Origin of the sequence: Psychrobacter sp. APC 3279 (assembly GCF_030407795.1) — a bacterium.
Taxonomy (GTDB): domain Bacteria; phylum Pseudomonadota; class Gammaproteobacteria; order Pseudomonadales; family Moraxellaceae; genus Psychrobacter.
The window spans coordinates 1-14,066 of record NZ_JASDCR010000026.1; the positions used below are offsets into that span (position 1 = coordinate 1).

Annotated in this window: 11 protein-coding genes and 1 pseudogene; 1 reads left to right on the plus strand and 11 read right to left on the minus strand. The window is 42.7% G+C overall.

Annotated elements, in window-relative coordinates; genetic code table 11:
• On the plus strand, positions 1-115 hold a 115-nt coding region (locus QL898_RS12835), incomplete at its 5' end, for a transposase (protein WP_201547709.1).
• A 24-nt stretch (positions 116-139) separates the two neighbouring features.
• On the opposite strand, the gene cmk is transcribed toward QL898_RS12835, so the two are convergent.
• The 11 genes and pseudogenes from cmk to QL898_RS12890 form a co-directional block, all read right to left on the minus strand.
• Complete coding sequence (gene cmk / locus QL898_RS12840; protein WP_290177086.1) at positions 140-907, minus strand: (d)CMP kinase; 768 nt, start codon at positions 905-907, stop codon at positions 140-142.
• A gap of 189 nt (positions 908-1,096) precedes the next feature.
• A complete protein-coding gene (gene tadA, locus QL898_RS12845; protein ID WP_290177087.1) occupies positions 1,097-1,648 on the minus strand; it encodes a tRNA adenosine(34) deaminase TadA in 552 nt (183 codons plus the stop codon).
• Positions 1,649-2,386 carry a uracil-DNA glycosylase gene (locus QL898_RS12850; protein ID WP_201548035.1) on the minus strand — a complete coding sequence of 246 codons (738 nt, stop codon included), beginning with the start codon at positions 2,384-2,386 and terminating at the stop codon, positions 1,649-1,651.
• A gap of 324 nt (positions 2,387-2,710) precedes the next feature.
• Positions 2,711-5,107: pseudogene (locus tag QL898_RS12855) on the minus strand (AAA family ATPase); the annotation flags it as partial.
• A gap of 636 nt (positions 5,108-5,743) precedes the next feature.
• A complete protein-coding gene (locus QL898_RS12860) occupies positions 5,744-6,139 on the minus strand; it encodes an ATP-dependent Clp protease adaptor ClpS (RefSeq protein ID WP_101206289.1) in 396 nt (131 codons plus the stop codon).
• Between the two features lie 166 nt (positions 6,140-6,305).
• Complete coding sequence (locus tag QL898_RS12865; RefSeq protein ID WP_290177089.1) at positions 6,306-7,172, minus strand: hypothetical protein; 867 nt, start codon at positions 7,170-7,172, stop codon at positions 6,306-6,308.
• Between the two features lie 103 nt (positions 7,173-7,275).
• Positions 7,276-8,343 (minus strand): N-acetyl-gamma-glutamyl-phosphate reductase, encoded by a 1,068-nt coding sequence (gene argC / locus QL898_RS12870; RefSeq protein ID WP_290177090.1) that lies wholly within the window; start codon positions 8,341-8,343, stop codon positions 7,276-7,278.
• Between the two features lie 126 nt (positions 8,344-8,469).
• Complete coding sequence (gene hemE / locus QL898_RS12875; protein ID WP_191114928.1) at positions 8,470-9,606, minus strand: uroporphyrinogen decarboxylase; 1,137 nt, start codon at positions 9,604-9,606, stop codon at positions 8,470-8,472.
• 92 nt (positions 9,607-9,698) lie between these two features.
• Positions 9,699-10,871, minus strand: a complete 1,173-nt coding sequence (proB, locus tag QL898_RS12880; RefSeq protein WP_057759177.1) for a glutamate 5-kinase — start codon at positions 10,869-10,871, stop codon at positions 9,699-9,701.
• Positions 10,872-10,949: 78 nt separating this feature from the next.
• Entirely contained in the window at positions 10,950-12,155 is a 1,206-nt protein-coding gene (gene cgtA, locus QL898_RS12885) for an Obg family GTPase CgtA (RefSeq protein WP_290177091.1), read from the minus strand.
• Positions 12,156-12,445: 290 nt separating this feature from the next.
• Positions 12,446-13,888, minus strand: a complete 1,443-nt coding sequence (locus QL898_RS12890; protein WP_290177092.1) for a glyceraldehyde-3-phosphate dehydrogenase — start codon at positions 13,886-13,888, stop codon at positions 12,446-12,448.
• Positions 13,889-14,066: the final 178 nt, after the last annotated feature.

Consider the following 14,066-nt stretch of genomic DNA (forward strand, 5'->3'; position numbering starts at 1 on the left):
GAACTTCTTTGCCAAGATTAAGCAGTATCGTGCGATTGCTACTCGCTATGATAAGTTAGCCCGTCATTTCTTGAGTGCTATTTATCTGGTTTCTTGTGTCATTTGGCTTAATTGATGACACGCCCTAGCTATTAAATGACTAACTAGTGAAAAACACACCTTTATCTTGGCAATGCTTTTTGACCTGCTCATATACTGCATCAGCATTAAGCGCTGAACTATCAAGCAATAAAGCATCTGCCGCAGGCTTCGACGGCGCTGTACTACGATTTTCATCACGGTCATCACGCTCTTTTATCGTCGCTAAAATCGCTTCAAAATCTTCTGTTTGACCAGCGTTCAATAACTGAGTCACACGGCGCTCTGCACGCGCTTCAGCACTGGCCGTCAAAAACACCTTAACATCAGCATCTGGGAAAACAACCGTACCCATATCGCGACCATCAGCAACCAAACCTGAACGAGTGGCCATATCTTGTTGTAGCTTTAGCAATGCTTGACGAACCTGTGGAAAGACAGCTATCTGTGATGCATAGCCTCCGACCGTTTCATTGCGTACTTGCTCACCTACTGCTTGTCCATTAACAATGATATCTACACGTCCTGAGTCATTGTTCGGTACAAACGCTATCTCCAAGCTTTCAGTCAATGCCAGTACAGCATCTTCGTCAATTGGTTGGCTGGCATCCGCGCTAATCAAACCCGCTTCAAAGGCTTTTAGTCCGACAATTCTATAAAGCGCACCAGAGTCTAACAACTGATAGCCTAACACTTGTGCCAGACGCCATGTGACCGTACCTTTACCAGCGCCACTAGGACCATCGATACAAATAACAGGGTAGCGCACTGATGAGGTGTGGCTATCCTCTGTATTGAGTAAAACATTATCAGGTGTAGAACTAGTCATAATACTTACTCAATAATATGCGTTACTTATATCGCTTATCATATGTCATTAATAAAACAATATTTATTCGTATGTTAAGTCTTTAATAGCCCATTAAGATGGGTGCTATCAAATAGGGCAATATTATAGCAAAAAATCATCGTGACCACTAGCACCAAGACTGATATCTTGTTTATTAGTGTTTTGAGTTTACATAGTGGCCTTATTCTTTTTTACCGCTTGCCTACGCTCACGAAAAAATGTCTTTAGTATTTGACTGCTATGCTCCCTGCATAATCCATTATAGGCTTGAATACTATGGTTGTAGAAAGGTTGTAATGATAAGTCCATTTGACTACCAACCATACCAGCACGCGGTTCACTTGCTGCGTACACCAACTTATTTACACGCGCATGGATTAGAGCACCGATACACATCGTACAAGGCTCTAGAGTGACATATAGAGTAGTCTGTAGCGGCAGTCGATAGTTTTCTAAACGCGTACAGGCGTCTCTCAATGCAACTATCTCGGCATGAGCAGTAGCATCATGGCTACTAATTGGTTGATTAAATCCTTGGCCGATAATCTGCTGATCATGTACCAATACCGCACCTACCGGCACCTCTCCTCGCTCAGCACCTTGCTGAGCAAGTTCAATTGCCTCTCGCATCCATTTAATATCTTCAGCCAACCAAAAGGTGTGGGATTGAATAGTTAAAGATTGATATGGTATTAAGCTTATATTCTGAATATTTTGCATTTATTGTGGTAATTGCCAGTCAATTGGAGTTTGGCCATACTGTGCCAAGTAGTCATTTGTTTTAGAAAAAGGTTTAGTGCCAAAGAAGCCACCACGGTTTGCCGCAAGTGGTGATGGATGTACCGCTGTCAGAATCAAATGCTTATCCGTATCGATATACTTACCTTTCTTCTGGGCTTTACTACCCCACAAAATAAACACAGTATGCTTTGTCTGTTCATTAACTGCATCGATGACAGCGTCAGTAAACTGCTCCCAGCCTTTATTCTGATGACTATTTGGCTCGCCTTCTCGCACAGTTAGTGAGCTATTAAGCAGTAGAACGCCTTGCTGCGCCCAATACGTCAAATCACCATGTGCTGAAGGCCGAATACCAATGTCATCTGCCATTTCTTTGAGCAAGTTATTCAATGATGGTGGCTTTGGAATGGCTTTAGGAACAGAAAATGATAACCCCATAGCCTGACCTGGACGATGGTAAGGATCTTGGCCCAAGATTACCACTTTGACTTGCGATAACGGCGTAAGGTTCAGCGCATTGAACATCAACGGTGCAGGCGGATAGATACTATCATCCGACTGATACGCCTCTTTTAAGAACGCACGTAGATTGTCCATATTCTCAGACGTTAATTCATCTGCTAATGCCGTTTTCCAATCCTCTGGTAAACGGACATTGTCTAAAATCGCTTGTTTTTGTTCTGGAGTCTTTGTTTTCGGTTCATCAAACAGTTCCATAGTGTGTCCTTTTTATACTTGTTATCTTGTTATAAGTTCCATAGCTTTGTTAAAGCTAGCTTACTGTAAATAATCATACTAACAAAAAATGGTGTTTGCTTTGTTGATGAATTATAGCAATAAAAAAACGGCTACCGCAGTAGTACGGTAGCCGTTTTTTTGACATCAACATTAAACAACTTAACTGGCTAAAGACTCAGAGTCAGGTTGTGGTTCATGAGTTTCAACAACTGTCAGAATAATACGACTATCAGCTGAGCCTTTGTCTGATACCTTATCAAGCTTCATTGTATCATTCTCTTGGGAATCATCGACTTTAGGCTCTAAGGTCAGGTGTACGACACCGCCATTGACCAAATCACCAAACAAAATCATACTTGCCAATGGTTTTTTGATTTCATCCTGAATCAGACGTTGCATCGGACGTGCACCCATTAGACGGTCATAGCCTTTATCTGCTAGGTAATCACGTACATCATCATCAATCTCTAATGTCACTTGCTTATCATCAAGCTGTACTTGCAATTCAACCAAGAACTTATCGACAACTGATACAACAACTGACGTATCTAGAGGGTTGAACTGAATAATGGCATCTAAGCGATTACGGAACTCTGGCGTAAACACACGTTTCAGCGACTCTGTATTATCACGGCTATGGTCTTGTTGCGTGAAGCCCATTGACGAGCGACTGATACTATCAGCACCAACATTCGTTGTCATAATAACGATGACTTGCTTAAAGATTGCCACACGACCATTGTTATCAGTTAACGTACCATGATCCATTACTTGTAGTAACAAGTTGAAGACATCTGGATGCGCCTTTTCAATCTCATCAAGCAACAACACACAATGTGGATGCTGATTGATTTTTTCAGTGAGCAAACCACCTTGATCATAGCCAACATAACCCGGAGGCGCACCGATCAAGCGTGATGCCGTGTGCGCTTCCATATACTCTGACATATCGAAGCGTACTAACTCTACACCTAGCAAGTTGGCTAGCTGACGTGACACTTCTGTTTTACCCACACCAGTCGGACCTGCAAACATAAACGAACCGATTGGCTTATCTGGTGCTTTTAATCCTGCACGTGATAGCTTGATAGCATCGGCTAACGTGGCAATCGCCTCATCTTGACCAAATACCAAGTGCTTCAGATCTCGATCTAAATGCTCAAGGATACTCTTGTCATCACTCGATACAGATTTAGGTGGAATACGTGCCAGTTTAGCAATAATAGCCTCGATATCAGCCACATCGATTTTCATCGGTGGCTTTTGACCTTTTGATAATTTCACACCATCTGCTGGTTTAGCACTATCGCTTGCTTTCGCAGTCGCTGCTTCATCCTGCATTTCATTGTCTGTATCACCATCGATACCTTCGATATCAGCATCAATCTGCGCATCAAAATCTTGCTCTAAATCAGCAATGAAACTTTCTTCCGCTTCGATATCATCGACATCAGGCACCACGCCTAAGCGCTTGTACGCACCTGCTTCATCAATCACGTCAATGGCTTTATCAGGTAAAAAACGCTCATGAATATGCTTGGCTGATAACTGTACCGCTGTGACCAACGCTTCATCCGTATACTCAACATTATGGAATTCTTCATAACGAGGTTTTAGGCCACGCAGGATATCGATGGTGTCATCCACACTAGGTTCTTTGACATCGATTTTTTGGAAACGACGCGACAATGCATGGTCTTTTTCAAATACTTGGCGATACTCAGTAAAGGTCGTTGAACCAATACAACGCAGCTCACCGTTAGCAAGCGCTGGCTTGATAAGGTTCGATACATCCATATTGCTGCTCATAGATGAACCAGCACCAATAATCATATGAATTTCATCAATAAAAAGAATAGCATTTGGTTTTTTCTTTAGCGCATCAAGCAATGACTTCATGCGTTTTTCAAAGTCACCGCGATACTTGGTTCCCGCAATCAGTGAACCGATATCAAGGCTGTAAATCACGCAACCGTTAAGTGGCTTTGGTGCTTTATCGTTAATAATTAACCATGCCAGACCTTCAGCGATAGAGGTTTTACCTACACCAGGCTCACCTACTAGCAATGGGTTATTTTTACGACGACGGCACAGTACTTGGGCAGCACGTTCAATTTCAGAAGCACGTCCAATCAAAGGATCGGTTTTACCTTCAGCAGCTCGCTGGTTTAGATTGGTCGCAAATTCAACTAAGGGATCTTTACTGGTCTTTTCAGAGGCACTACGACGCTCAGTGCCTGCAGAACCGCGTGATTCAGAAGGCTCTTCTTTATCTTGGCCGTGTGATAAATACTGGGTTAACTCAAGGCGACTGATGCCTTGTTTTTTAAGCAGGTAGACAGCATAGGTATCATGTTCTGAAAACATAGAGACCAAAATATCAGACCCTTCCACCAGACGACCACCACCGATCGACTGCACGTGAAAAATAGCACGCTGCAAGATACGATCAAAGCTTTGAGTCGGCTGCGGTGACTGTTCTGTATCAGCATCGATGGTTGGCGTGTGTTTATTAATATAAATCTCAAGCTCAGTACGCAACGCCGAGACATTAGCATTACAAGCAGTCAACGTATTGGCAGCATGAGTGTTTTCTAATAAGGCCAAAAGCAAGTGTTCAACAGTGAGATACTCATGCGATTTTTGGCGCGCAAGCGTCATTGCTAAACGTAGAGAAACTTCAAGATGACGACTTAACATAACAACTTCCTACGGTTATATCTATCTTTATAATTGATAGTTTTATGAATGAGTTAGTAAGTAAATCAGGGCGGTAGATGAATTGTTCAAGGGCTATATTCGTATTATTAGAAGTCATGAATAAATGAGGTGAGCGGTAGACTATTGATTAAATACTATAATCTCGCTATCAGCCAACAGTAATCATAACTATCAATGGCCGCTTTTCTTTATATCAACACGATACTTCAACGGAGTCAATCTATTAACACAGACTAAAATGTATCAAAGCGTGCTACAAGCTAGTAGCGACAACCTTAATAACGAATATTAAATGTTGAAAAACTGATTAGATAGAAAGAGAGATTGATATTTGAAAAGCTAGAAATGACGTGGTTTTAGCAAATTCAACGGAGATACTTAGTCTAAAACTATTGAATAGACTGTTTAATAGATAGGGTTATTTGCTATAGAAATCAATGCTATATGGATAATAAAACTATTTTAAGAGTCAAATTTCGTATATAAGAGGGGTGACTGGAAAGTCAAAAAAGCTCACTATAAAGGTGAGCTCTGGTATGAATTATTTAAAAGTACAAAATATTAGATAAAGCTTTAATAGAGCCATATATCAGTATAAAAAATTAATAAATTGCTCTACTCGCCTTGGTGTGGTTCGATTTGGGTCAATAACGGATAACCTTCACGATGTGCCAGACTATTTACTTTTTTGGCCTTAGTCTCGGCGATATCTTTGGGATAAATGCCAGCAATACCTTTGCTGCTATTATGAATAGTCAGCATAATCTCGACCGCAGAATCCATACTATGACGAAATTCTGACTGCAATATGTATACAACAAACTCCATCGGCGTGTAGTTGTCATTGTACATAACGACCGCATACATAGGCGGTTTGGCTACTTCAGGCTCTGCGACCAATACATCTGCTTGCGGTGACGTTTCACCATCGGTATCACCGTCTTGTGCACGATGAGCAGGCATATTGGGAAAGTGCCAATCAGCAACCGTTGGCGTGGCTTGTGATATCATTTTTTTCATCATAATCAAAATATAATTATAAGGTAAGTTTAAGATAGAAGAGATTGTTAAGGCAGGCAATAAGGCATGGTATAAAGCACAACCACTAAATAGGGCTATTGTGCTTCGATTTCAACCACAGCATCGTCACTGAGTATTTCAATAAGACATGAGGTAATTAAGGTACGATAGGACTTTCATCAACTTCTGGTAAATCTAAAAGCGATGGTAGCATGTTATCCACACTATCACCGAGCTTCCAGTCATACAATTGCTCTACTTTCTGACCACCAGCTTGCAAAGTCAGCTTGGCTTGCAATGGTCTAAAGCCTGATGGCATTACAAAGCGACCACGTATCCGAACGATACCTTCGATCATATGGTATGCAGGGTCAAGAGGTACTTCTACAAGGTCATCATTGTTAAGTAGCGTCAATACAGGCCTCAAGCGTTTGGCTTGACCATCGCTACTGAGCATCCCAATATCAAAACCATACTCAAAAGCATTTTCAGGTAGTGGCGAAATTTTGGCACCTAATACCTGTAAAGGCATACCACCTTTCTCACGGATGACATCTGAATATAGCTCATTGAGCTGTGACACTTGTTTATTTTCTACTGCTAATTCTTGCTGGCTTTCACGCAGTTCTTTTAAATTAGCCAAACTGATAGCCAGTTCTTGTTTGGCAGTTGCCGCTTGGTTAGTAGCTATCTTATTGCTAAGGCGCAAATCTTCTAGCGCTTGTGTCGCTTCAGTGCTATCGATGATTGCTTGCTTGGCTTCTGTTTCCATCGAATGCAGGCCACGTTGGTAACCAAGCTTATGACCGAATACCAGCCCAACCACTGCTGTCACTAATACGGCCACTACAAACAGTGCCAATACCAATGTAGAAGCGCCGTGTTGTGAGCTAGCAATACCACTTATAGGGACATTATTATTTCTGAAGGAATGCTGTTTGCGCTCCAAGCTAGGTATAACCGAGTCTTTACACGATAGACGTGCTGGCTGTGAGCAAAAGCGTAGTACGAGCTGAACACGCATTTAGACAGTATCTCTTAAGGGTAAGGGCAAGTCATTATAGCCGAATTTATAATCAATACCTAGCACCGTAAATGTGAATGATTGGAATATGAAGTCGTTGATATTAAGGAACAATCGGTGCAAAATTCAGCCCCATTGACTCATCAAAACCGAACATCACGTTCATGTTTTGCACAGCCTGCCCAGCAGCACCTTTGACTAAGTTATCTTGAACAACGATAACTGTTAGCTCAGCACGCTCATTGTCCTGATGTACCGCAATACGTAAACGGTTACTAGCACGAACACTGCGCGTATCAGGATAAAGCCCCTTTGGCATGACATCAACAAACAACTCTGACGCATAGCTATTTTCAAACGCTTGCTGCCAATCGATAGCCGCACCTGCATCGGTCAGCTCCATATGAATAGAGCTTAGCATGCCCCGAATCATCGGTACTAAATGCGGCAAAAAGCGAATGCGATGCGCGAACTGACTGTCTAATAACTGTGCAACACCCTGTTCAATCTCAGGTAAATGACGATGGCCTTCGACGCTATAAGCCTTAAAGCTATCCGTTGTCTCAGCATAGTTAAGTGCAAGTGATGCTTGACGGCCTGCACCAGACACACCAGATTTTGCATCAATTACAATACGAGACTCAATCAAACGCTCTTCTTGCTTATTCTGGGCTTCGATAATTGGTTTTAGACCCAAAATCGCAGTGGTTGGATAACAGCCTGGGTTGCCTACTAGTAACGCATTCGCAAGCTTGTCACGATTGATTTCTGGTAGGCCATAGACTGCTGTTTTCAACAGTTCAGGACAAGCATGTGACTGCTTGTACCAATGCTCAAAGTCAGTCAGTGACTGCAAACGAAAGTCAGCAGCCAAATCGATAACCTTGACGCCAGCTTGTGTCAGCGCTTCAGCTTGCTTCATTGCAACACCGTGCGGCGTCGCAAAAAATACAACATCACATTTTTGCAATGCAGCAAGCGTATTATCACCCAAGTCGCTAAAAACGATGTCAGACACACCGCGTAAGCTTGGGAAGATTTCATCAGCACGAGTGCCAGCTTCGCTACGAGAAGTTAATAAATCAATAGAAACCTCAGGATGAGCAGATAATAGGCGAATAAGCTCAATACCCGTATAGCCTGTACCACCGACGATCGCTGCTGAAATCATAAAACACCCTTTTCTTGGTAAATACTCAATATGCACTGATAGATTCTATATTTGCCTGTAATGCGTGTAGTTCTACAAATCATGCAATTCTACAAATACAGAATCACTCCCTAAATATTCTGACTGTTAAATTTTATAGTCGTGTACTGCATCTACAAACACTTTGGCGTTGTCAGGGTTAACCCATTGGGTGATACCATGACCTAAGTTTGCTATGTAACCAGTCTTTTCACCATCAGCGTAAGCACGGTCAAGCATGGCGTTCACTTCCGAACGGATAGTTGCAGGCGAACCATATAACGTCGCTGGATCTAAGTTACCTTGGATAGCTTTGCTGCTTTGCAGTTTTTTATGCTTTTTGGTTAATTGACGCTGACTTTCAGTCAATACTTGACGTGCACGATCAATCGGCATCGTCCAGTCTAGACCTAGCACATCTGCTTCGCTGTCAGCCTGAATATCAAGCCATAACCCACCACCTTTAGTGAATAGCACTACAGGTACTTGTGGATGACGTTCCTTTAGTTCGGCGACAATACGTTTATTATAAATGTGTGAAAATTCGATAAATTGACGATGGCCTAACGCCCCGCCCCAACTATCAAATATCTGTACAATTTGAGCACCAGCGACGATTTGGGCATCTAAATAATCAATAACTGACGTCGCAAGCTTGTCTAATAACTGATGTAGAAAATCAGGGTTACTATACAAAAAGCCTTTGGTATAACGATAATCTTTCGAGCTACCGCCCTCTATCATATAAGTAGCCAACGTCCACGGACTACCAGAAAATCCAAACAATGGCACTTGACCATTCAATGCTTTACGAATGCTGGTTACAGCTCGCATTACATAGTCTAGAGAGTCGTTTGGCTCAAGCACTGGCAATCTATCAAGATCAGCCTGCTCACGAATAGGATGTTTGAACTTAGGGCCTTCACCCGTTTCGAAATACAAGCCCAGTCCCATCGCATCAGGGATAGTTAGAATATCACTAAACAAGATAGCAGCATCTAAATCATAACGGCGCAATGGCTGTAGAGTCACTTCAGTAGCCCGGTCTGTATCTTTGCACAGGCTCATAAAGTCACCCGCTTCAGCACGAGTGGCTTTATATTCTGGTAAATAGCGACCAGCTTGGCGCATCATCCATACCGGTGTGGTATCGATGGGCTCAAAACGTAATGCACGTAGCAATCTATCATTTTTTAAAGGTGCAAACTGTTGCTGAACCGAGTTACTACCGTCTGAAGCACTCATTTACAAATCTCCAAAACAGCACAATATCCATATTTATAAATGGATATTGTGCTGGATAAAATAAGTTGAATAAAAAAGGTTATACGAAAGCGCTATACAGTTAATGCAAGATTGTCGCGGTGTACCATGACGACACGCTCTTCGCTACTACCAAAGATCTTATCGAACTGTTCAGTACGCTCACGAGCGACGCGGCGCGCATCATTCGATGAGAAGTTTACCTGCCCAACGGCAATACGTTCGCCAGTATCTTGATGTATGATTTCTACCACATCACCCTCATCAAATCCGCCCTGCACTTCTACAACACCCACTGGTAATAAACTTCTATTGTGCTCAGTCAATGCTCTTGCAGCGCCTGCATCAACGACCAAGCTACCTGACATCCGCAGATGCGCAGCTAGCCACTGTTTACGCGCGATAATTTTATCTTCGTCATTAGTCGTCAGTAACGTACCTACAGCCTCACCTGATACCACACGAGTGATAACATCATCGATAGCACCGCTGACGATAACGGTAGGACAGCCACCCATTGCCGCAAGGCGTCCAGCACGGATTTTGGTCAACATACCACCGCGTCCAAGCTTACCGCCGTCTCCTGCAATATCAAATAAATAATCAGCCATTGCACGTTCTTGACGAATCATCTTAGCGTCAGGATTATCACGTGGGTTATCAGTGAAGACACCTTCTTGATCGGTTAAGATAATGTACAAATCAGCATTAACCATTGCGGCTGCCATCGCACCCAAGGTATCGTTATCGCCAAATTTAATCTCATCAATCGTAATGGTATCGTTTTCATTGATAACAGGTAGTACGCGCCATTCTAATAACTGTGTCAGCGCACCCGTCGTGTTGAGGTAACGGCTACGATTAGACAAATCATCATGAGTTAGCAGTAGCTGCGAGCTTTGAATGCCATGCTGAATCAAAGCTGACCACCATGTTTCAATCAACCCCATTTGACCAATAGAAGCACAGGCTTGTAGTGCTGCTAGTTTTTTGGGGCGTTCCTCAAGGTTCATACGTACCACACCTTCAGCAACGGCACCTGATGATACTAGCAGTACCTCAACGCCTTTTTTGTGCAGCTTAGCAATTTGCTTTGCCCACTCATATATGGCAGTACGATCCAGCCCTCGACCGTTATTGGTTAATAGTGATGAACCAATTTTGACAATAACGCGCTGAATATCAAAGTTGCGAGTTTGCTTAACAAATCTTGCTTCTTCCATCGTGTTTGCTATGTCATCTGCCATATAAACTCCTTTTTTTCATATTAATTGATTGTAGGGATTAAATTCACAATTCAAGTATAACTGCTCAAGCATACTAGCTTAAGGAACGTACATTACCTCAACGCCATCGTCATCATCGTCGTCAAAATCAGACGCATCCAAGCCTTCACGTGCTGCTTTACGAGCCGCACGATATGCTTCACGCTGTGCTTCAGTGTTAAGACGTACTTCAGCTTCTAGACGCTCAAAACGTTCTTTTTGTGCTTCAGCGAAGATAGGATCTTCTATTTCACGCTCACGCTCAAGTTCGATATCATTCATCAAATGATATTTAACTGCGTCAACGCCTTCACCAGTTAGCGTTGCGGTACGGAAGACCATACCAGTCCAACCAAGCTCTGCCACAATATGGGTACAAAGCGCATTCAAATCTCCATCATTGACCTGATCGATTTTGTTTAATACCAAAATCTGCGGTAAGTTGGCCAATTCAGGAGAAAAACGCTCAAGCTCGTTTAAGATAACGCGAGCATTCTCGACTGGATCGCTGCCATCAACAGGCTTAACATCAACTAAGTGTAACAGACGACGTGTACGCGCAACATGCTTTAAAAAGCGAATACCAAGTCCTGCGCCTTCTGATGCGCCTTCAATAAGACCAGGAATATCTGCCATCACAAACGAGCGATGACGACCAATATCGACCACACCCAAGTTTGGTACTAGGGTAGTAAACGGATAGTCAGCCACTTTTGGTCTAGCAGCAGAGACTTGACGGATAAAGGTCGATTTACCGGCATTAGGCAAACCAATCAAACCAACGTCAGCGACTACTTTTAGCTCAAACTTAAGAACTTTTAGCTCGCCTTCAAAACCTGACGTCGCTTTACGCGGTGCCTGGTTGGTCGAGCTTTTAAAATGGGTATTACCCAGACCACCATCACCACCTTTGGCAATCAGTAGTGTCTGGCCAATCTCAATCAAATCGCCCAATACTTCGTCTGTCTCGGTATCAACTACCGTGGTACCAACTGGTACTGGTAAATAAAGATCATCAGACCCTTTACCTGAACAGTTTCTACTATGGCCGTTCTCAGCACGCATGGCGTCATGACGACGCGTATAACGATAGTCGACTAAGGTGTTGGTGTTGTCTTCTGCAATGACATACACATCTCCGCCCTTGCCGCCATCACCACCATCAGGTCCACCACGTGGGACATACTTTTCTCGGCGAAAACTGGCGATTCCGTTACCACCGTCACCTGCTTTTACCGTTACGACGGCTTCATCAATAAATCGCATCTTACGTTCCTTAATTCACAATCCAGTCTATAAACTGGTTACAACCAACGGTTGTATTTTGGGGTTTTGCTATGTTGTTGCGTCAAAATAAACACTGTATAAATACTACTTTTACTTAGTGCCCATTATGACAATAACACCCGATAATCAATCGGACTATCGGGTGTTTAAGTATGACAGTTAAAGTACTACCAAGCTATTCAAAGTAGCATCTGCTGCAGCGCCATTCTTGTGACACGATAGCTCTACTATACTTGGTATGACGTTATTGCTCTACTGTATTTAGTAATCTATGCTGGAATCTGAGCGTAGCTGATTCCGGCCATTTGCGTCGCCAAACGCAATACCTGAGTACTATAACCTACTTCGTTGTCATACCAAACATATACGATGGCTTGGTTGTCAGTCAAAATAGTGGCTTGAGCATCGATAATACCCACATGAGTCGTACCAACGAAATCCGTTGATACCGCTTCTGTAGAATCTGTATAAGCAATCTGCGACTGCCAAGTGCTGCTATTAGCCATTTTACGCAAGAACTCATTTAACGCATCAGCGCTTGCTGGAGCAGTTTTCAGATTCACGTTCAAGATTGCTAGGCTGACGTTTGGTGTTGGTACACGAATAGCGTTACCCGTTAGCTTACCGTTTAGTTCTGGCAATGCTTTACCAACAGCTTTTGCAGCACCAGTACTAGTGATAACCATGTTCATCACAGCACTACGACCACGGCGGTCTGCTTTATGATAGTTATCAACCAAGTTCTGATCATTGGTAAATGAGTGGATAGTCTCTACATGACCATTTACAATACCGTACTCATCATTCAATACATTCAACGTTGGTGTAATCGCATTGGTCGTACAGCTAGCCGCACTAACGATCGTATCATCACCAACGGTATCATTGTTCACACCATAAACGACGTTTTTAATATCACCGCCAGCAGGTGCTGTTAATAGTACTTTTTTCACGCCAGTAGACTGCAGATGCTTACCAAGGCCTGCTTCGTCTTTCCAAATACCCGTGTTATCGATAACAAGAGCATTATCGATACCATAAGCAGTATAGTCGATTTCGCCTGGGTCTTTGGCATAGATAACTTGTACAAAACGACCATTAACGATCATACCGTTATTATCATCGTCAATGCTGATGCCGCCTAAGAATCTACCATGAATTGAGTCACGCTCAAGCAATGAGATACGTTTAGCCAAGTCACCAGCAGCGGCTGGACGTACAACGATCGCTTTTAGTTGTAGACCTTTCGCGCTTGAGGCTTGTGACAATAGCAGACGAGTCAAAATACGACCGATACGGCCAAAACCATACAGCACAACGTCCGTTGCGCCATTTACAGCACCAGCGTTATTGATAGACTGTAAAGCAGTCTGTAAGTCAGTATCATTAGCAATCAATTGACCAACATCGATACGAGTGGCTTGAATATCAGTATTTTCTGAAATAACTTTTACCATCGCTAGAGTATCAGCGATATCGATAGCTTTTGCTCCGTGATCGCGTAGTGCTACTTTTTGATGTAAAGCAAGTATTTGACCAACTGAGGTAGAGTCTAGCGTTTCGCCAAACAAAGTCACTTGTACGTCTTGCTTGTTATAGAGCTTGTTTAGTAGCCCCATAAGCTCAATCGCTTGTTGCTCTTGATTGTTGTAGTTGTTCAAGTGGTCTTGATGTAATTGGCGTAAGGTATCAGCGTTGCTCACGAGAAACATCCTTATGGTCAGTAATGTATGATCAATAAAATATGAAGAAGTGTAAAATAGATAGGTCGTGTATACTCTAAATGGCGACTCTAATATGATAATCAACCACTATCAATATGGGTTATTGACGCTAGAGTATTTGAATCGCCTAGATTTTAGCCTAAAACGCCTCATTTTGCCAGTAGTA